The sequence below is a fragment of the Lentzea albidocapillata genome (assembly GCF_000719115.1).
Lineage (GTDB): Bacteria > Actinomycetota > Actinomycetes > Mycobacteriales > Pseudonocardiaceae > Lentzea > Lentzea albidocapillata.
Genome location: NZ_JOEA01000016.1, coordinates 16,672 through 35,747 on the forward strand (window position 1 = coordinate 16,672; position 19,076 = coordinate 35,747).

Consider the following 19,076-nt stretch of genomic DNA (forward strand, 5'->3'; position numbering starts at 1 on the left):
GGTGCCCGGTCGTGTCCGTTGTGCGAAAAGCCTTGTCGCCACTGATGACGTGACTCGATTCAGCCCACGATTCAGTGGTCCGTCAGTGCCCCTCCCGTTGCCGGTGACGGCCGCCACCCCATCTAGGGTGGGGTCGGACCCGGCACACAGAGGTGCCGGATAGCGTGGAGTCGCCTGAACATGACCTCGACTGGAGCCCCGACCCGAACCGACGACGTCTCCGCGGCCACCGCCGCGGGTGATGGCAGTCCAACGGCCAGTCCTGAGCAGGTCCGTGACGAGCTGATCGAACGGGCCGCCGCCAATGCCCCCGAACTCGCCGATCTGATCCGCCTCTTCTACCGGCACGTGCCCGCCGAGGAAGTCAACGACGACGACCCGGTGGACCTGGTCGGAGCGGTGCGGTCGAACTACCAGCTCGCCGAGAGCCGTGTTCCCGGACGCGCTGCTGTGCGCATCCTGAACCCGACCCGCGGGACCGACGGGTGGCAGTGTCCCGTCACCGTGGTGCAGGTCGTCACCGACGACATGCCCTACCTCGTCGACTCGGTCGCGTCCGAGCTCACGCGGGGTGGCGTGCAGGTGCAGCGCATTGTGCACCCGATCGTCGTCGTGCGGCGTGATCCGGTCACCGGCGAGCGCACCGAGGTGCTGCCGACCGCCGATCCGGCCGATCCGCCCACCGACGCGCTGGCCGAGTCGTGGATGAACATCGAGGTCGACCTCATCACCGACCCCGATCGTGCCCGCGAGCTCGAGACGCGGCTGCTGTCGGTGCTGACCGACGTCCGCGAGGTCGTCGAGGACACCGACCGCATGGCCGCGACGGCGCTGCAGCTGGCCGAGCAGCTGGAGAAGGACGCGTCCGAGGCCACCGAGGACGGCTCGAAGCTGCTCAGGTGGCTCGCGGACGGGCACTTCACGTTCATGGGCTACCGGCAGTACGAGCTGGTGCGCGAGGACGGTGAACCGGCGCTGCGGGCCGTGCTCGCGAGCGGTCTCGGCGTGCTGCGCCAGGACAGCCTCGCCGCGCGCAGCCTCACCGCCGGGCCGGACAACGGCGCGCAGGCGCTCAGCCCGGACCTGCTGGTGCTGACGCAGGCGAGTGCGCAGAGCAGCGTGCACCGCAGCATCTACCCCTACTACGTGGGCGTGAAGACGTTCGACGCCGAGGGCAACGTCTCCGGCGAGCACCGCTTCCTGGGCATCTTCAGCACCACCGCGCTGCACGAGAACGTGCTCGACATCCCGGTGATCGAGCGCCGCGTGCGCGACGTGATCCACCGCGCGGGCTTCCCGCTGCAGTCGTACTCCGGGCAGCGGATGCTCGAGGTCATCCAGAACTACCCGCGCACCGAGCTGTTCTCGGTGGACGCCGAGACGCTCTACCAGGTCACGACGGGTGTCATCGCGCTCGCGGAACGCCGCCGGCTGCGGCTGTTCCTGCGCCGCGACCCGTTCGGCCGCTTCTTCTCGTGCCTGGTCTACCTGCCGCGCGACCGCTACACGACGACGAGCCGCCTCGCGATGCAGGAGGTGCTGCTCGCCGAGCTCGGCGGCCTGAACCTCGAGTACAGCGCGCGCATCGGCGAGTCCGCGCTGGCCCGCGTGCACTTCATGGTGCACACGGATCCCGCTCGCACGCTGGAGCCGGACGTCCACGCGATCCAGGTCAAGCTCGCTGAGGCCGTGCGCAGCTGGGACGACCGCATGGTCGAGGCCGTTGTCGGCGACAACGGCGAGCTCGGTGCCGAGTCGGCCACGGAGCAGGGCCAGCGGTTCGCCACGGTCTTCCCCGAGGCCTACAAGGAGGACTTCTCCGCCGCCACGGGTCTCGAGGACTACCGGCGCATCGAGGCCCTCGTCGAGGGCGACCTCGACATGGTCTTCTACGTGCCCGAGAACGCCGAGGCGGGGGAGCGGCGCTTCAAGCTCTTCGTGACCGGCGAGGGCATCACCCTGTCGGACGTGCTGCCGATGCTGCAGCGCATGGGCGTCATCGTGGTCGACGAGCGGCCGTACGAGATCGCGCGCGAAGACGGCGTGCAGTGCTGGATCTACGACTTCGGCCTGCGCATCGACAAGGCCGCGCTCGCCCAGCTGTCCGAGGCCGATCTCGACCACGTGCGGGTGCGTTTCCAGGACGCGTTCGCCGCCGTCTGGCGCGGTGAGGCCGAGGTCGACAGGTTCAACTCGCTGGTGCTGCAGGCCGGGCTCACCTGGCAGCAGGCCGCGATGCTGCGCGCGTACGCGAAGTACCTGCGGCAGGCGGGCACGCCGTACTCGCAGGACTACATCGAGGACGCCGTGCTCGGCCACACCAGCGTGGCCATCGCGCTGGTCGCGTTGTTCGAGGCCCGGTTCGACCCGAGACTCGACGACGCCACGCGCGCCGACCGCACCGAGACGATGGTCGTCGAGACCGGCAAGCTGATCGACGACGTCACGAGCCTCGACGCGGACCGGATCCTGCGCAACCTGCTCACGCTGATCAACGCCACGCTGCGGACGAACTACTTCTTCCGCGACGCGGACGGCAACGCGCGGCCGTACCTGTCGGTCAAGCTCGACCCGCAGGCCATCCCGGAGCTGCCGCAGCCGCGCCCGAAGTTCGAGATCTTCGTGTACTCGCCGCGCGTCGAGGGCGTGCACCTGCGCTTCGGCAGCGTCGCGCGCGGTGGTCTGCGCTGGTCCGACCGCCGCGAGGACTTCCGCACGGAGGTCCTCGGCCTGGTCAAGGCGCAGGCCGTGAAGAACGCGGTGATCGTGCCGGTCGGCGCCAAGGGCGGCTTCGTCGTCAAGAAGCCGATCGCCCCCACCGGCGACCCCGGCATCGACCGCGAGAACTTCATGTCCGAGGGCATCGCCTGCTACAAGATGTTCATCTCGGGCCTGCTCGACCTCACCGACAACCTGATCAACAACGAGGTCGTGCCCGCGTCGCAGGTCGTGCGTTACGACGCCGACGACACGTACCTGGTCGTGGCCGCGGACAAGGGCACCGCGACGTTCTCCGACATCGCGAACGGCGTGAGCCAGAGCTACGGCTTCTGGCTGGGCGACGCGTTCGCCTCCGGTGGCTCGATCGGCTACGACCACAAGGCCATGGGCATCACGGCCAAGGGCGCGTGGGAGAGCGTGAAGCGCTCGTTCCGCGAGCTCGGCGTGGACACGCAGACCGAGGAGTTCACCGTCGTCGGCATCGGCGACATGTCCGGTGACGTGTTCGGCAACGGCATGATGCTCTCGGAGCACATCCGGCTCGTGGCCGCGTTCGACCACCGGCACATCTTCATCGACCCGAACCCGGTCGAGGACACGTCGTTCGCCGAGCGCGTGCGTCTGTTCAACGTGCCGCGCTCGTCGTGGGACGACTACGACCGCTCGCTGATCAGCGAGGGCGGTGGCATCTTCCCGCTCACCGCCAAGTCGATCCCGATCTCCGAGCAGGCCCGCGTCGCGCTCGGACTCGACGAGGGCGTCGTGAAGCTGTCCCCGGCGGAGCTCAAGAAGGCGATCCTGCTGGCGCCGGTGGACCTGCTCTGGAACGGCGGCATCGGCACGTACGTCAAGGCGTCGACCGAGTCGCACGGGGACGTCGGCGACAAGGCGAACGACTCGATCCGCGTCAACGGCGACGAGCTGCGCGTCAAGGTCGTCGGTGAGGGCGGCAACCTGGGCCTCACCCAGCGCGGCCGCATCGAGTTCGCCCGCAAGGGCGGCAAGGTCAACACCGACGCGCTCGACAACTCGGCCGGCGTCGACTGCTCCGACCACGAGGTCAACATCAAGATCCTGCTGGACCACCTGGTCCGGGAGGGATCGCTGGACCAGTTGCAGCGCAACGAGGTCCTCGCCGAGATGACCGACGAGGTCAGCGACCTCGTGCTGGCGGACAACTACTCGCAGAACAACGTCCTCGGCGTCAGCCGGGCGCACGCCGCCCCGATGCTGTCGGTGCACGCGCGTCTCACGGCGGACCTGGAGCAGCGCGGCGCGCTCAACCGCAAGCTGGAGGCGATGCCGAGCGCGGCGGAGTTCAAGGCGCTGGAGAAGCAGGGTTCGGGCCTCACCTCACCGGAACTCTCCACGCTGCTCGCGTTCACCAAGCTCACGCTGAAGGAAGAGCTGCTCGCGAGCGACATCCCGACGATCGACACGTTCACCCGCAAGCTCCCGGACTACTTCCCGAGCCTGCTGCGCGAACGCTTCGGCGCCGAGATCCCGAACCACCCGCTGGCCAGACAGATCATCACCACGGTCGTCGTCAACGAGGTCGTCGACGGCGGTGGCGTGTCCTACGCCTTCCGCCTGGCCGAGGAGATGAGCGCGCCGGTGACGGACGCGGTCCGCTCCTACGCCGTCGTCACCCAGGTCTTCGACCTGCCGCGGATCTGGCGCGAGATCCAGGCGCTCGACACCGTGGTGCCGACGGACGTCCAGGACAGCATGGTGCTGGAGACCCGCCGCCTGCTGGACCGAGCGTCCCGCTGGCTGCTCTCCAACCGTCCCCAGCCGCTCCCGGTCGGCTCCACGATCAACCGCTTCCGCGGCGTAGTCGAGGAGCTCAGCCCCTTCGCCTTCGAACTGTTGCAGGGCAAGGAACTGGACGTCGTCGCGGGCAAGGCGGACCGGTACGTCGAACAGGGCGTCCCGGCCGAGCTGGCCCGCAAGGTGGCCGCGCTGCTCTACATGTACGGCCTGTTCGACGTCACCGAGATCGCCGAACTGGCCGAACGCGAGTTCGGCCCGACCGGTGGCGCGGGCCCGGAGCGCACGCACCGGGAGACGGCCGAGCTGTACTTCGCGCTGTCCGACCACCTCGACATCGACCACATGCTGGACTCGGTGACGAGCCTGGAGCGCGGCAACCGCTGGCACGCCCTGGCGCGGCTGGCTCTCCGCGACGACTTCTACTCGTCGCTGCGGGCCATCTCCGTCGACGTGCTGAGGGCGAGCGACGAGGGCGACACGTCGGCCGAGAAGATCTCCAAGTGGGAGCAGGCCAACGCTTCCCGCCTGGCTCGCGCGCGCGGCGCGCTGGAGGAGATCAACCGGGTCCACCAGCTGGACCTCGCGACCCTGTCCGTCGCCGCCCGCCAGGTGCGGAGCATGGTCAGGTAGCACCGAGCGAGAACCGGGGCGCCGCGGAATCCCTCCGCGGCGCCCCGGCCGTTCTCAGACGACCTGCTCCAGTTCGGCGCGCTGAGCGATCGCACGGCGCAGCCACTGCCGTCCGACCAGGACCAGCAGCGCGACACCGATCGCCGCGATCGTGCCGACGGCGGATCCCATCCACAGGCCCAGGACCTCCATGCCGTCCGCGGGCGAGGGAATCTCCGCGAACGTGACGTAGACGAACAACCAGGCGAGCACAACGGCTCCGGCGGCGATGGCACCGATCGCGATGTTCGTCCACGTGAGCGAGCCGGACTCGAACACGGTGTCCTCGCCCGCCCTGTGCAGCAATCCTCCCAGCGCCACCGCCAGAACCTGCAGGCACGCGACGAAGACGATCGCGGACACCACGAACGGCAGTCTCACCGACTCGTAGGGCGGGAAGAGGTCGACCTCGTTCGCCGCGGTCGCCGGTATCACCGCGACCTGCGCGAACAGGCCGCCCAGGAACGCGATGGCGAGCAGGGCCTGCAGGAAGAACACCACTACGCGAGACATAGATCGAGTATCGAGAGCTGCCTATCGATTTTCAATCGGCTGGTGTGGAGGTCCCGTGAAGGTCGGTCAACGGTAGGGTCCCTGCATGGGTGTCTTCGTCACTGGTGTGCGGCCTCGATGGTCGGACATGGATGCGTTCGGCCACGTCAACCACGCGAACACGGTGACGTTGCTGGAAGAAGCCCGCATCGAACTGCTGTTCACCGAGGCCGCCCGCCACGGGGTCAAGGAACTGGCCGAGGGCATGGTCGTGGCGAAGCTCGTGGTCGAGTACCTCGCGCCGATCGTGTTCACCGGCGAAAGCGTCGTGGTGGAGATGTCGGTGCGGGAGTTGAAGTCCGCGTCGCTGACGCTCGACTACGTGGTGCGCGGCAGCCGTGACGCGAACAGCCCGGTGGTGGTCAGGGCGGAGACGCTCATGGCGCCCTACAACGTGACGACAGCACGACCGCGCAGGCTGACTGAGGCCGAGCGCGACTTTCTCGCCGGGTGGCGGGCAGGGGGAAATGGTGCCTGAGCTGGTGTTGGCCGACGCGGCCGAGAGAGACGACCTCGGGGCGTTCGCCGCGCGGGCCGTGCGTCTCGAAGCGCAGACCGTTGTGCGGCTGCGCAACCGCGACGAGAAGTTGCTTGACGCGTGGGTGGCCACGCCGTTCGACGCGCTCGCGACGCGAACCGTTGCGGGACAAGCGACTCCGGCGGACGTCACGGTGTCCGGCTCGGAGCTGCTGACGGGCCTCGCGGTGATGCGTGACGAACGCATCGATCCGGGCCCCGCCAAGGACCTGATGTGGCGCTCGGCCCTGCCGCCCGCCGAGGGCTGGCTGATGGTCGACCGGCTGCCGGTCGAGGTCATCGCCAAACTGGCGGACGAGGGTGTCGAGGTGGCGCGGGAGAATGCCGGACCGCAGGGCACACCGCCGGCCTCGTTGCTGGACCAGACGGTGCTGACCGTCAGCGGATCCGGCCTGGACGTCAAGATCCCGCTGCGGGTCCTGTTCGCTTTGTCGGGCATGGGTTTCCTCGGCGAGGACGGCGACGTGCGGGTGACCGGGACCGACTCGTGGCTGCGGATCGACGCCCGTTACGGCGCGGTCGTCCGGCGCCGCCACTCCATGCTGCCGCTGCTGGTCTGACGCTCCTGAACGCGAAACAGCGCCCCGGGCCACGGCCTGGGGCGCTGTTTCGCGTTGCAGAAAACTCAGACGAGCCAGACGGCCGTGTCCGGCGGAAGCTGGTCACCGTCCATCGGACCGGACGACAGCAGCACCTGGCCGGGAGGCAGCGGCACGGACGCGCCCGAGGTGTTCAGGGCGCAGATCAGCCCGCCACCCTTGCGCCGGAACGCGAAGCAGCCGGCCGGAGCGCCGTACCACTCGAGCTCCTCACCGGCGAAGCCCGCGTTGGACTTCCGGTGCTCCAACGCCTCGCGGTAGAGCGAGAGCATCGAGCCCGGGTCCTCCAGCTGCGCCTCGGCCGTGAGGTGGTCCCACTCGTTCGGCTGCGGCAGCCAGGTGTTCACGGCCGTCGAGAACCCGAACGGCGGGCTGGTGCCCTCCCACGGGATCGGCACGCGGCAGCCGTCGCGGCCGCGCTCGGTGTGGCCGGAACGCTCCCAGGTCGGGTCCTGCAGGGCCCAGTCCGGCAGTTCCACGTTGGGCAGGCCGAGCTCTTCACCGTTGTAGAGGTAGATCACGCCCGGCAGCGCCAGTTCGACCAGCGCCATCGCGCGGGCCCGCTGCTCGCCCGGCGCGCCGCCGCCGTAGCGGGTCACGTGGCGCACGACGTCGTGGTTCGACAACGTCCACGTCGCGGGCGTGCCGGTCAGGGCGACCGCCCCGAGTGAGTGCTCGATCGCCGTGCGGACGGCGTCGGCGTCGAAACCGGCCTCGACCAGCCGGAAGTTGAAGCCCAGGTGCAGCTCGTCGGGACGGACGTAGGCGGCGAAGCGCTCGTCGTCCTTCACCCAGATCTCGCCCACGGCCATGGTGCCGGGGTAGCCGTCCATGACCTTGCGGATCATGCGGTGGATCTCGTGCACGCCGTCGTTGTCGAAGCGCGGGTCGTGCACGTCGTCGGACAGCACGCCCGGAACCTGGGTGCGGATCTCCATGTCCGGCAGGCCTTCCGGCTTGGCCATGCCGTGTGCCACGTCGATGCGGAAGCCGTCGACCCCGCGGTCCAGCCAGAACCGCAGCGTGCGCTCCAGGTCGGCGCGGACCTCCGGGTGCTCCCAGTTGAGGTCGGGCTGCTCCGGCGCGAACAGGTGCAGGTACCACTGGCCGTCCGGCACTCGGGTCCACGCGGGGCCGCCGAAGACGGAGACCCAGTTGTTCGGCGGCTGCGAGCCATCGAAGCCGCGTCCCTCGCGGAAGATGTAGCGGGCGCGTTCCATGCTGCCCGGACCGGCCTGCAGGGCCTCCTGGAACCACTCGTGCAGGTCACTCGAGTGGTTCGGGACGAGGTCGACCGTCACGCGGATGTTGTGCTCGTGCGCGTCCGCCACCAGCCGGTCGAACGCGGCCAGGTCGCCGAACAGCGGGTCGACGTCCCGCGGGTCGGCCACGTCGTAGCCGTGGTCGGCCATCGGCGAGCGGTAGAACGGGGTGAGCCACAAGGCGTCGACCCCGAGCAGCTCCAGGTAGCCGAGGCGGGAACGGATGCCGTCGAGGTCCCCGACGCCGTCGCCGTTGGAGTCGGCGAACGAACGCACGTAGACCTGGTAGAAGACGGCGTCACGCCACCAGGCGGACTCTTCGGCGATCTCGGGGGTGAGGTCGGAGGATCGGCGCACGGGGGGTCATCCTGCCATTCGTCTCGCTGCTAAAGGACCCGAACGGGTGATGGGCGGTCAGGACAAGCTGTTCATCAAGCTGTTCGCCGCCATCTCCATGTAGTCCCAGAGCTGCTTGCGGTGGGCCTCGTCCAAGCCGGCCTCGTCGACGGCGATCCTCATGCAGCGCAGCCACGCGTCCCGCTCGATCGGTCCGATCTTGAACGGGACGTGACGCATCCGCAGCCTCGGATGGCCCCGGTTGTCCGAGTAGGTGTGGGGTCCGCCCCAGTACTGCATGAGGAACAGCCGCAACCGTTCCTCCGCAGGTCCGAGGTCCTCTTCGGGGTAGAGGGGCAGGAGGATCTCGTCGGCCTTCACCTCTTGGTAGAAGCGCGCGACGACGCGGTGGAACGTCTCCTCGCCACCGACCTGTTCGAAGAAGCTCACGGGGTTACCCACGTACCCATCCTGACTCACGAGGGCCACCGCCTGCAGGCCGCCCCGGCTGTTGGCTCCGCCATAGGGTTGTGAACTGGCAGGACGCCGGATGATCATCGTCTCGAATGGGTGTTCTAACTCACTTGGCGGTGAAGCCCGCCTCTTCGAGGGCGGGCATCAGCTGCGCGCGCAGGTTGCGCTGGACCGCCCACTGGCGGCCGGGGCGCGTCTTCGCGGTGACCCGCAGGGTGATGCCGTCCGACGTGAACTTCTCGACGCCGAGCACCTCGGGCTTGGCCGTGATGTCCGCCTTGAGCGGGTCCTTGTCGGCCACCTCGGCGACCTTGCGCTCCAGCACGCTGGTGGCTTCGGCGAGGTTCGCGCCGTAGCTCAGCGGCAGGTCGACGACCGCGACCGCGAAGCCCTGCGACGAGTTGCCGACGCGCAGGATCTCGCCGTTGCGGACGTACCAGACCGTGCCGCCGGTGTCCCGGATCGTGGTGGTGCGCAGCGCAACGGCCTCGACGGTGCCGGTCGCCGGGCCCAGGTCGACGACGTCGCCGACGCCGTACTGGTCCTCCAGCAACATGAACATGCCGGCCAGGAAGTCCTTCACCAGGTTCTGGGCGCCGAAACCGATGGCGACGCCCAGGATGCCCGCCGAGGTGAGGATCGGCGTGATGTTGATGCCCACCACGATCAGGATCTCGAGGAAGGCGATGCCGAAGATCATGATCGTGACGATCGACTTCAGCACCGAGCCGATCGTCTTGGCACGCTGCTCGCGGCGCTCGGAGATCAGGTTTCCGAGCGCCTGGGGCGCCCGCTCGCGCAACGGCTTGAGCAGCCCCGGCTTCCTGCCTTCCTTGCCGGGCGTGGTGATCCGGTCGATGACCTTGCGCAGCAGAGCCCTGATCACGAAGGCGGCGATCAGGATCACGACGATCTTGATCGTGCCCGTGAGGATCATCGGGCCGTACTTGTCGACGAACGTGACCGCCTCGGCGGCCTTGTTCGTGACGTCGTCCACGGGACTGGTCACCTGGTCGTGCCCTCCTACAACTCCATGCCGGTGGCATTGGCCAAGAACGTCAGCTGGTCCACGGCGAGAGCCACCGTCCGGCTGACCGACCGGCCCGCGTGACCGACCTCGGTCTCGCGGCGGATCAGCACCGGGTGCTTGGTCGGATCACTTGACGAAGCGTGCTGCAGTGCCGCGCACATCTTCCTGGCGTGGTTGGGGTCCACACGAGAATCCGACTCGAACACCGTGAACAAGACCGAAGGGTACTCAACGTCCGTTACCACTCGGTGATAAGGCGAGTAGGAGAGCAACCAGCCCAGTTCCTCGGCAACGCCTGCGCTGCCGTACTCGTCGGCCCACAACCGTCCGAGCAGGAACTTCTCGTAGCGCACCATGTCGAGCAGTGGCGCTGAGCACACCACGGCCGCGTAGAGCTCGGGGCGCTGGGTCAGCGCGGCACCCACGAGCAGGCCGCCGTTGGAGCCTCCCATGATCGACAGCTGCTGCGGCGTCGTCCACCCGTCGCGGATCAGGCGTTCCGCGGCGGCGTGGAAGTCGTCGAACACGTTCTGCTTGTTGGCGCGCATGCCGGCGACGTGCCAGTCCTCGCCTTCCTCGTCGCCACCGCGCAACGACACGTGCACCCACACGCCGCCCGCCTCGACCCACGCGAGCGTCGTCGCGCTGTAGCCGGGACCGCGGCCGATCGCGAAGCCGCCGTAGCCGGTGAGCAGCGCGGGCCGGGGCAGGTCGGGCTTCTGCTCGCCGCTGACGACGAACATGTGGACCGTCGTGCCGTCCTTGGACGCGTACGCGATCTGCTGCGTCGTCACGGTGGGCAGTTCGACGCGACCCGGCGCGGCCTCGTGCAGCACCGTCTCACCCGTGGCCTTCGAGAACCGGAACACCGACTGCGGCGTCACGAAGTCCGTCCACCCGAACCACAGCGTGTCCTGGTCGTGGGGCGTCTGGGCGTCGACAACGGACATGCCGTGCAGCGAACCCGTGCCGGGCAGCGGAATCTCCTGCTTGTGCGCACCGGTCGCGGCGTCGTGCAGGTGCAGTTCGGACACCGCGTGCCTGGTGCGCAGGACGACCAGGTCGCCGTTCAGCCAGCGCACGCCGTCGAGGACCGAGTCCGGTTCCTCGGCGATGAGCTCGGTCCACTCGGTGGGGTTCGCGGGGTCGGCCACGCACAGCCGCTGCCGGGGAGCGCCGTGGTTGGTGTGCAGGTAGAGCCTGCCGTCGCGGGCGACGGACGCCGAGCACTGCACGCCCGCCTCGGTCAGGACCACGGGCACGAGCGCGCCGTCGCCGTGCAGGTCCGCGATCCACACGGAGTCGTGCTTCAGCGTGCTGGGGGCGCCGCTCACGACCAGCCAGCGGCCGTCGTGCGAGAGGTTCAGTGAGTAATAGAAGGTGTGCGCCTGGCCGTCACCGTGCACGTTGAGGTCCGTGTCCGGGTCCGTGCCGACGCGGTGGCGCCACACGCGGCGGTGGAACAGCTTCTCGTCTTCGGGGAGCAGGGCCGGGTCGAGCTGGCGCACGTAGTAGAACTCGTCGCCGCCCGGCAGCCAGCCGATGGAGGAGTAGCGGCACCGGTCGATCGGGCCCTCGACGTGCTCGCCCGTCGCGACGTCCATGACGTGCAGCAGCGAGTGCTCGTTGCCGCCGATGGACACCTGGTACGCGAGGCGCTCGCCTTCGAGGCTGGGGGACCAGCCGTCCAGGGTGGTCCGGCCGGACGGGTCGAGCGCGCTCACGTCGAGGAGCACGCGCTCGGTGCCGTCGCTCTCGCGCACCATGACGACGGGGTGGTCCTGCTCGGGGCCGCGGCGGGCGAAGAACGCCCTGCCCGCGCGCCAGGTCGGCGTGGACACCGAACCCGTGCGCATCAGCTCCTTGAGGCGCTCGCCCAGGCGTCCGCGGCCGGGCATCGCGTCCAGCCAGGAACGTGCGAGCACGTCCTGCGCCTGCGACCACTCCGCGGTGCGGGGGTCTGCCGTGTCCTCGAGCCAGCGGTACGGATCCGCGACTTCGCGCCCGTGGATCTGCTCGGCGAGGTTTAGCCGCTCGGCGATCGGGTAAGTGATCGTCGCAGGCAGTGGAGTGGAAGGTGCCTCTGTCACCTTGTCAAGAGTAGCGGGCTCTTGAAAACCATCTCCGATAGGGAGCTGGTTCACTCCAGGTTCGATCACACATCCATGACGCGTCACTTATCACACGTGATTTTTTCCTGGTAAGTGTGGTCTCCTAGGGCTGAACCGGTGGAGGTGGTCGCGTGCCAGACCGACAACCGACCCCTATCGGCGGCTCGCCACCAGGCGAGACGGCGCCGACGGTCCTCCCATGCCGAAATCAGCCCGACCTTCGGGCAGTGCCGGCTGGGGATCGAGATGGGGGAGGTTCCGGTCCGATGCCGGCGGTCTTCCCCTGGGGAAGACGCAAGGTCCTGCTGCTGAACGCCACGTTCGAGCCGCTCACGGCGTTGTCACTGCGCCGCGCGGTCGTCCTCGTGGTGTGCGGGAAAGCCGAAGTCGTGCACGGAGACGCCTCCGGGCTGGTGCTGCACTCGTCGAAGTCCGAGGTGCTCGTACCGTCCGTGATCCGGCTGAGCTCCTACGTTCGCGTGCCTTATCGCGGTCGCGTGCCGATGACCCGTGCCGGGCTCATGCACCGCGACCGTTATCGCTGCGCCTACTGCGGCGGGCGGGCCGAGACGATCGACCACGTCGTGCCGCGCTCGCGTGGCGGACCTCACACCTGGACCAACTGCGTCGCCTGCTGTGCGAAGTGCAACCACCGCAAGGCGGACAAACTGCTGTCCGAGCTGGGCTGGCGGCTGCGCGTCGTTCCCGCGGCGCCGCGTGGCCCGCACTGGCGGCTGCTCGCCGGGGTGGCCGAGGCTGATCCGCAGTGGTTGCCGTACCTGGGTGAACCGGCGGCCTGATCCCGCTGTTCGAGCTGGGTCAGGCCGCGAGGGAGAAGTCGTTCTGACGCGCGGTGATGCGCACGGAGTCCTGCTGTGCCGTGATGCGGACCGAGTCGTCCATGGTGATGCGGACGCTGTCCTGCTGGGCGGTGATGCGGACGCTGTCGTCGTGCGCCGTGATCCGGACCGAGTCGTCGTGCGCCGTGATGCGCACCGAGTCGTCCATCGTGATGCGGACGGAGTCCTGTGCCGTGATGCGGACGCTGTCGTCATGGGCCGTGATGCGCACGGAGTCGTCCATGGTGATCCGGACCGAATCCTCACGCGCAGTGATCCTGACGGAATCCTGCTGAGCGGTGATCCGGACGGAGTCTTCACGCGCGGTGATCCGGACGGAATCGGCACACGTGATCCTGACCGAATCGCTCGCCGTGATGCGCACCGAGTCCGCCATGGTGATGCGGACGGAGTCGCGGGCCGTGATGCGCACCGAATCGGTCGCGGTGATCCGAACGGAGTCGTCCATCGTGATCCGGACGGAGTCACTGGCGGTGATACGCACTGAATCGTCCTTGTAGCTCGGAAGAGTGAAGGTCACGGCCTGGGGGCGGGTCATCGTGAACATTTTGTGTCCTCCAGCTCGTTCGGGGCGGGTGCGCAAGACCCGTATAGGTGAAAAGCTAAGAGCTGAGTGTTCCAGGAACAAGACCCCAAACCGGCACCCGTTCGCCTCCGACCGGGTGAGGACTGACCGGGTGTAACCGCTGCGCCGCACGAGAGCACACGCTGCCCTTACTGGCCGGTATGGACACGCTCTGTAGCGTTCAATCTGATGGAACGTGATGTGCGTCATACGGCAAAAGGCGTGCATGGACGGGGTTTTCGAGCGTTCACCGGGGCCTGGGCGGTGTCGCTCGTGGGCGACGGCGTGCGCGTCGTCGCGCTGCCCTTGTTCACCGCCGCCAGCACCCGCAGCCCGCTCGCGGTGTCCGCCGTGGCCGTCGCACTCACCCTGCCCTGGTTGCTCGTCGCGCTGCCCGCGGGCGCCCTTGTGGACCGTTGGAGACCGAGAACCGTTGTCGTCGCGGCACATTGGCTGCGCGCCGGGGTGACCGGACTGCTCGCGCTGGCGGTCCACACTGGACACGCGACGGTCGTCGTCTTGTGCGCCACGGCTTTCGTGCTGACCTCCGCGGAGACGTTCGCGGACTCGGCGTCGCAGGTGCTGCTGGTCGAGCTCGCGGGACCGGACGAGCTGGAGGCGGCCAACGGCCGGTTCGTGACGGTCGAGACGATCGGCATGGACCTCGCCGGCCCACTGGCCGCCGCGGTGCTCTTCTGGTGGGCCCCGGCGGCCTGTTTCGCCCTCGACGCGCTCTCGTTCGTCGTCGCCGCGGTGCTCGCGTCCCGCGTGCCGGACGTCGCTCCCGACCGCTCCGGAAGCGATCTTCGCGCACAGCTGGCCGAGGGGGCCCGTTTCCTCGTGCGGACTCCTGGCCTGCGGTCACTGGTAGTTGCCGTTGCAATCACAGCTGTCTGCGCGGCCGCGATCAACGCCATGCTGGCGCTCTACTCCATCCAGGTACTCGGCCTCGCCGAACCGGTGGTTCCGTTCCTCGTCGTGTGCATGGCGGCCGGTGCTCTGCTAGGTGCCCGGCTGTCTCCTCTGCTCGCGGCGCGGTGGGGTGCCGGACGGGTCATGGTCGGATTCCTGGCGCTGCTCGGCGCCGCGTTCGCCTTGTTCGGCCTCACGCCGTGGCTGCTCGTGGCGGTCCTCGCGTGCGTGTTGTTCGGTGTGGCGTCCGCCGGCTGGAACGTGTTGTCCGCGACCCGGCGGCAACGGCTCACACCAGGTCCGATGATGGGCCGCGTGACCAGCGCTTATCGGGTGCTCGCCTGGGGTCTCTCGCCGCTGGGAGCGGGCCTCGCCGGTCCGCTGGCCGACGCGACGTCGCTGGGCACCGTCTACGTCGTGGCGGGCTCGATCGTGGGATTGACCGCGATCTTGCTGGCCCGGCCTCTCGCGCGCGGCTGAGTTCGGCTACCGTACCCGCCGTGACCATCGTGGAGACCGTTCTCGTCTTCGCGCTGATCCCGCTGGCGATCTACGGCGTGATCACGCTGCTGACGGTGAGGCCAAAGGCCACCCGGATTCCCCGGTACAGGCCCGGCCAGGAGTGGGGCTATGCCCCGGTGTGGTGGAGCGCGAACCCGGCAGGGTTGAGCGCTGAGCACCACAGCGCCGCCGAGTCCGGTACCTCGGACTCGACCGCCAAGGGAGGCGCACGTGGCAACTGGTAAGGCGATCGAGGCCGTCGACCCGTCGACGTTGCCCGTCGGTGCCGTCGTGACGAACAGCGGCCGTGTGTCCGCGGCGAAGATGTACGAGCCGCAGGCGCCGGAGCTGCCGTTCACGCCCTCCCAGCTCGCGCAGCTGGACGAGGCGCTGACGCTCTCCAGCCGCACCACGGGCCTCGACTTCAGCGTGTACCTGGGCGAGCTGGGCTCGAACGCCCACGAGCGCGCGCGAGAGCTGCACGGCTCCACCGAGAGTCCGTCGCACCACGTCCTCGTGGCCGTGTCGCCGGGTGAGCGCGTCGTCGAGATCGTCACGGGCGAGGAGTCGCACCGCCGTCTCGCCGACCGCGGCGCCAAGCTCGCGGTGATGAGCATGGTGGCGTCCTTCAAGGAGGGCGACCTCGCGGGTGGCCTCGTGTCGGGCCTGCGCATGCTGACCGACCAGGCGGGCAACTCGCCCCGTTCCTGATCTTCCGCTTTCGGACGCCCCCGGCACCGTGCCGGGGGCGTTCCGCGTGTCTACGGGCTGACGTCGTTACGCGCGACCACGAGGTCGGAGATCCTCTCCCAGCCGAGCCTGCGGTAGAGATGCACGCCGTCGGTCGACGAGAACAGCAACCCGGTCCTCGCCCCGTCCTTCATCGCCTCGCGGACGAGCGTGCCCATCACGACGCTGCCGAGGCCACGCCGCCGGTGCGCGTCCGCGGTCTCGATGCGGTGCGCGACGGCGTCCTCGCCCACGACGGCCATCAAACCGCTGGCCGCCACCTCGCCGTCCGCCAGCACCCGCACGCCGATCACCGGGCTCCTGGTCACCTCCACCGCGTAGCCCGCGGGCGGTTCCGGTGCCGGGTGGCCCGTCAGCGCGCGCCTCATGAACGTCTCGTCCGGCCGTGCCACGACCATTCCGGCCGCTTCGAGTTCCGCGCTGACCCTCTGCGGCGTGTGCGTGGGGACGCTCAGCCAGTTCGGTTCGCTCGTGGCTGCCACGATCCTGGCCATCGCGGTGGTCTCGGCGTCGTCCGTCGCGATCCATTCGAACCGCCGCTGCGGCCGGTCCACGTGGACGACCAGGTAGCCGTCGCGGTACTCGGACGTCAGCCCGTCGGCCGCGATCCAGCCGCGGTGCCAGCGCTCCACCAGTTCACCGATCATGCTTCCCGACGTTATGCGAAAGCCCCGCGACACGCGAACGTGTTGCGGGGCTTCCACTTCAGCTCGTCAGGAGCGGTCGAACTCCTGCGCGGCGAGTGCCCGCACGATGCCCGCCCGGCCCTCGGACACCAGGCGGCGCAGTGCCGGCGGGTGCTCGTCGTCCAGCCACGCGTCGGCGGCCTCCACAGTGGACTTCGCGATCGACCACGCCGGGAACATGCCGACCACCATGGACTGCGCGCGCTCGGAGGAGCGGCGGTCCCACACGCCCTTGACGTCGGCGAAGTAGCGCTCGACGTACGGCGCGAGCAGCTCCTTCTGGCCGGGGTGCGAGATGCCCGCGATGATCGCCTCGCTGACCGCGTTGGGCAGGTCGTCGTCGTTGACCGCCCGGTCCCAGGCCTCGTCCTTGGCCTCTACGGTCGGGCGCAGGGCGCGGGTCGACTGGGCGCGGCGGTGACCGGTGGAGGTCGGGTCGCGCTCCTCCTCGGCGTTGATCTCCGGCAGGTCCGCCTTGCCGTGCGCGACGAGTGCCTGCAGCAGACGCCAGCGCAGGTCCGTGTCGACGTCGAGACCTTCCAGCACCGCGGTGCCGTCGTACCAGCCGCGCAGAACGTCCACAGTGGAGTCGTCGAGCACCGACGAGGTCAGCGCGTTCACGAACGCCAGCTGGTGGTCGGAGCCAGGCTCGGCCGCCTGCGCCAGTTCCAGCGCCTTCGCCACGAACCGGCGCCAGCCCTCGGCACGCCACGAGCTGTCCGCGTAGGACGACAGCGAGGTCTGCGCCTGCAGCAGAAGCCGTTGCACCACACCGACCTCGGACTCGGAGCCCAGACCGCCGAGCACCAGGTTCACGAAGTCGCGAGCCTTCAGCTCGGCCTCACGCGTCATCTCCCACGCGGCCGACCAGCACAGCGTGCGCGGCAGCGGCTCGGCGATGTCGGAGATGTGGTCGATCAGCGCGGCCAGCGAGTCCGGGTCCAGGCGCATCGTGCAGTACGTGAGGTCGTCGTCGTTGACCAGCACGATCTTGCCGCGGTGCACGCCGACCAGCTCGGGGACCTCGGTGCGGTCGCCCGTCACGTCCAGCTCGTGGCGGTGCGTGCGGACGAGCTTGCCCGTGCCGTCGTCGTCGTAGACGCCGATCGCGATGCGGTGCGTGCGCAGTTCGCCGGCACCCGGACGCGCGCCGCCCTGCAGCACGGCGAACTCGGTGAACTTGCCGGACGCGTCAACGGTGAACTTGGGGCGCAACAGGTTCAGGCCCGTCGTCTCCAGCCACTGCGCGCTCCACCACGACAGGTCGCGGCCCGACGCCTCCTCCAGCGCACCCAGCAGGTCGGCCAGCGTGGCGTTGCCCCAGGCGTGCTTGCCGAAGTAGACCCGCAGGCCCGCCAGGAAGTTCTCCAGCCCGACGTACGCGACGAGCTGCTTGAGCACCGAGGCGCCCTTGGCGTAGGTGATGCCGTCGAAGTTGACCTCGACCGCCTGCACGTCGGAGATGTCCGCGGCGACCGGGTGCGTCGAGGGCAGCTGGTCTTGCCGGTAGGCCCACGACTTCTCGATCTTCGCGAACGTCGTCCAGGCCTGGCGGTACTCGGTGGCCTCGGCCTGCGCGAGCACGGACGCCCAGGTGGCGAACGACTCGTTCAGCCACAGGTCGTCCCACCAGCGCATGGTCACCAGGTCGCCGAACCACATGTGCGCCATCTCGTGCAGCACGGTCTCGGCGCGCCGCTCGTAGAGGTAGCGGGTGACGCGGCTGCGGAAGACGTAGTCCTCCAGGAACGTGACGCAGCCCGCGTTCTCCATCGCGCCCGCGTTGAACTCCGGCACGAAGCACTGGTCGTACTTGCCGAACGGGTACTGCACGCCGAAGGCCTTGTGGAAGAACCCGAAGCCCTGCTTGGTCTCGGTGAACAGCCGCTCGTGGTCCATGTGGGGAGCGAGCGAGGCGCGGCAGTAGATGCCCAGGGGGATCTTGAAGTCACCCTCGACGAACTCGTCGCGCCACTCGGCGTACGGACCGGCGACCAGGGCCACGATGTAGGTCGACATCGGCTTGGTGGTGGCGAACGTGTGCACGTCCGCGCCGCCCTCGCCGGCCTCGGTGGCGGTGATCTCGCCGTTCGAGATGACCTTCCAGTCGTGCGGCGCCGTCACCTTCATGGAGTAGACGGCCTTGAGGTCGGGCTGGTCGAAGCACGCGAACATGCGCTTGGCGTCCGCGGTCTCGAACTGCGAGTACAGGTACACGCCGCCGTCGACCGGGTCGACGAACCGGTGCAGGCCCTCGCCGGTGTTCATGTACCGGCAGTCGGCCTCGATAGTGAGCTCGTTGGTCTCCGCGAGGTCCGGCAGCCTGACGCCGTCCTCCTCGCGGTAGTCGGAGACGTCGAGCTCGCTGCCGTTGAGCACAGCGCGGTGCACGGTCGCCGCCACGATGTCGATCCACGAGGAAGCACCCGGAGTCCGGCTGCGGAACACCACGGTGGTGGTGGAGCGGAACGTGTCCGAACCCGGCTTTCCGCCGCCGTCGGTCAGGTCCAGCTCGATCCGGTAGGACTCCACTTCCAGCAGCTCAGCACGGTCCTGAGCCTGGTCGCGGGTGAGGTTGGGCGCGGCCACTGGTCACCTCGTCTGCCGCGCGGGTGGTTACGCGCTGACGTCGTCGGGAATGGTTATGACTCCCGCATCCAATCACGGAACCGGCGCTCGGGAAGAGATGACAGGGTGATCTGGTTGGGCTGATGGGGCGATAACGCCACCGACCGTCA

At 68.9% G+C, this 19,076-nt stretch carries 15 protein-coding genes; 7 read left to right on the plus strand and 8 right to left on the minus strand.

Annotated elements, in window-relative coordinates:
- Nucleotides 1-180: 180 nt before the first annotated feature.
- The gene (locus IG04_RS0125950; protein WP_030479328.1) at nucleotides 181-5,124 is read left to right on the plus strand and encodes an NAD-glutamate dehydrogenase; all 4,944 of its coding nucleotides are present in this window, start codon (nucleotides 181-183) and stop codon (nucleotides 5,122-5,124) included.
- Nucleotides 5,125-5,178: 54 nt separating this feature from the next.
- On the opposite strand, the gene IG04_RS0125955 is transcribed toward IG04_RS0125950, so the two are convergent.
- On the minus strand, nucleotides 5,179-5,676 hold the full coding sequence (locus IG04_RS0125955) for a DUF2975 domain-containing protein (RefSeq protein ID WP_030479329.1): 498 nt from the start codon (nucleotides 5,674-5,676) through the stop codon (nucleotides 5,179-5,181).
- 85 nt (nucleotides 5,677-5,761) lie between these two features.
- Between IG04_RS0125955 and IG04_RS0125960 the strand changes: the two genes are divergently transcribed.
- Both IG04_RS0125960 and IG04_RS0125965 read left to right on the plus strand, forming a co-directional pair.
- Complete coding sequence (locus IG04_RS0125960; protein ID WP_030479330.1) at nucleotides 5,762-6,193, plus strand: acyl-CoA thioesterase; 432 nt, start codon at nucleotides 5,762-5,764, stop codon at nucleotides 6,191-6,193.
- Nucleotides 6,186-6,812: a DUF8010 domain-containing protein gene (locus IG04_RS0125965; RefSeq protein WP_030479331.1), complete on the plus strand. Its 627-nt coding sequence runs from the start codon at nucleotides 6,186-6,188 to the stop codon at nucleotides 6,810-6,812. Before IG04_RS0125960 ends, IG04_RS0125965 begins: the two co-directional genes overlap by 8 nt.
- Before the next feature lie 65 nt (nucleotides 6,813-6,877).
- Here the strand turns inward: IG04_RS0125965 and IG04_RS0125970 are convergent, their stop codons facing one another.
- The 4 genes from IG04_RS0125970 to IG04_RS0125985 all read right to left on the minus strand — a co-directional run bounded on the left by IG04_RS0125970 (nucleotide 6,878) and on the right by IG04_RS0125985 (nucleotide 12,043).
- Entirely contained in the window at nucleotides 6,878-8,470 is a 1,593-nt protein-coding gene (locus IG04_RS0125970) for a glycoside hydrolase family 13 protein (protein WP_084402204.1), read from the minus strand.
- A 57-nt stretch (nucleotides 8,471-8,527) separates the two neighbouring features.
- Nucleotides 8,528-8,911: a globin gene (locus IG04_RS0125975; RefSeq protein WP_030479333.1), complete on the minus strand. Its 384-nt coding sequence runs from the start codon at nucleotides 8,909-8,911 to the stop codon at nucleotides 8,528-8,530.
- A gap of 118 nt (nucleotides 8,912-9,029) precedes the next feature.
- The gene (locus tag IG04_RS0125980) at nucleotides 9,030-9,860 is read right to left on the minus strand and encodes a mechanosensitive ion channel family protein (RefSeq protein WP_051770738.1); all 831 of its coding nucleotides are present in this window, start codon (nucleotides 9,858-9,860) and stop codon (nucleotides 9,030-9,032) included.
- A gap of 86 nt (nucleotides 9,861-9,946) precedes the next feature.
- Entirely contained in the window at nucleotides 9,947-12,043 is a 2,097-nt protein-coding gene (locus IG04_RS0125985) for a prolyl oligopeptidase family serine peptidase (RefSeq protein WP_051770704.1), read from the minus strand.
- A gap of 287 nt (nucleotides 12,044-12,330) precedes the next feature.
- Between IG04_RS0125985 and IG04_RS0125990 the strand changes: the two genes are divergently transcribed.
- The gene (locus IG04_RS0125990) at nucleotides 12,331-12,864 is read left to right on the plus strand and encodes an HNH endonuclease (protein WP_030479336.1); all 534 of its coding nucleotides are present in this window, start codon (nucleotides 12,331-12,333) and stop codon (nucleotides 12,862-12,864) included.
- Between the two features lie 19 nt (nucleotides 12,865-12,883).
- On the opposite strand, the gene IG04_RS47265 is transcribed toward IG04_RS0125990, so the two are convergent.
- A complete protein-coding gene (locus tag IG04_RS47265; protein WP_159460529.1) occupies nucleotides 12,884-13,408 on the minus strand; it encodes a DUF2345 domain-containing protein in 525 nt (174 codons plus the stop codon).
- A 270-nt stretch (nucleotides 13,409-13,678) separates the two neighbouring features.
- Between IG04_RS47265 and IG04_RS0126000 the strand changes: the two genes are divergently transcribed.
- Genes IG04_RS0126000 through IG04_RS0126010 form a run of 3 tightly spaced genes read left to right on the plus strand, consistent with a single transcriptional unit; the run spans nucleotide 13,679 to nucleotide 15,613 of the window.
- A complete protein-coding gene (locus tag IG04_RS0126000) occupies nucleotides 13,679-14,881 on the plus strand; it encodes an MFS transporter (protein WP_084402202.1) in 1,203 nt (400 codons plus the stop codon).
- Between the two features lie 20 nt (nucleotides 14,882-14,901).
- Nucleotides 14,902-15,147 (plus strand): aa3-type cytochrome oxidase subunit CtaJ, encoded by a 246-nt coding sequence (gene ctaJ, locus IG04_RS0126005; RefSeq protein ID WP_030479339.1) that lies wholly within the window; start codon nucleotides 14,902-14,904, stop codon nucleotides 15,145-15,147.
- On the plus strand, nucleotides 15,134-15,613 hold the full coding sequence (locus tag IG04_RS0126010; RefSeq protein ID WP_030479340.1) for a DUF5130 family protein: 480 nt from the start codon (nucleotides 15,134-15,136) through the stop codon (nucleotides 15,611-15,613). The genes ctaJ and IG04_RS0126010 overlap by 14 nt, the downstream gene beginning before the upstream one ends.
- 50 nt (nucleotides 15,614-15,663) lie before the next feature.
- Here the strand turns inward: IG04_RS0126010 and IG04_RS0126015 are convergent, their stop codons facing one another.
- Together IG04_RS0126015 and pepN are read right to left on the minus strand one after the other, a co-directional pair.
- The gene (locus tag IG04_RS0126015; protein ID WP_036015911.1) at nucleotides 15,664-16,299 is read right to left on the minus strand and encodes a GNAT family N-acetyltransferase; all 636 of its coding nucleotides are present in this window, start codon (nucleotides 16,297-16,299) and stop codon (nucleotides 15,664-15,666) included.
- A gap of 66 nt (nucleotides 16,300-16,365) precedes the next feature.
- A complete protein-coding gene (gene pepN, locus IG04_RS0126020; RefSeq protein WP_030479342.1) occupies nucleotides 16,366-18,927 on the minus strand; it encodes an aminopeptidase N in 2,562 nt (853 codons plus the stop codon).
- Between the last annotated feature and the right edge of the window lie 149 nt (nucleotides 18,928-19,076).

What these genes read in the sequence shown, in the direction of transcription:
- IG04_RS0125950 (WP_030479328.1), top strand. Translation starts at nt 181, where the DNA reads ATGACCTCGACTGGAGCCCCGACCCGAACCGACGACGTCTCCGCGGCC.
- IG04_RS0125955 (WP_030479329.1), bottom strand. Translation starts at nt 5,676, where the DNA reads ATGTCTCGCGTAGTGGTGTTCTTCCTGCAGGCCCTGCTCGCCATCGCG.
- IG04_RS0125960 (WP_030479330.1), top strand. Translation starts at nt 5,762, where the DNA reads ATGGGTGTCTTCGTCACTGGTGTGCGGCCTCGATGGTCGGACATGGAT.
- IG04_RS0125980 (WP_051770738.1), bottom strand. Translation starts at nt 9,860, where the DNA reads ATGATCCTCACGGGCACGATCAAGATCGTCGTGATCCTGATCGCCGCC.
- IG04_RS0125990 (WP_030479336.1), top strand. Translation starts at nt 12,331, where the DNA reads ATGCCGGCGGTCTTCCCCTGGGGAAGACGCAAGGTCCTGCTGCTGAAC.
- IG04_RS0126000 (WP_084402202.1), top strand. Translation starts at nt 13,679, where the DNA reads ATGGAACGTGATGTGCGTCATACGGCAAAAGGCGTGCATGGACGGGGT.
- IG04_RS0126015 (WP_036015911.1), bottom strand. Translation starts at nt 16,299, where the DNA reads ATGATCGGTGAACTGGTGGAGCGCTGGCACCGCGGCTGGATCGCGGCC.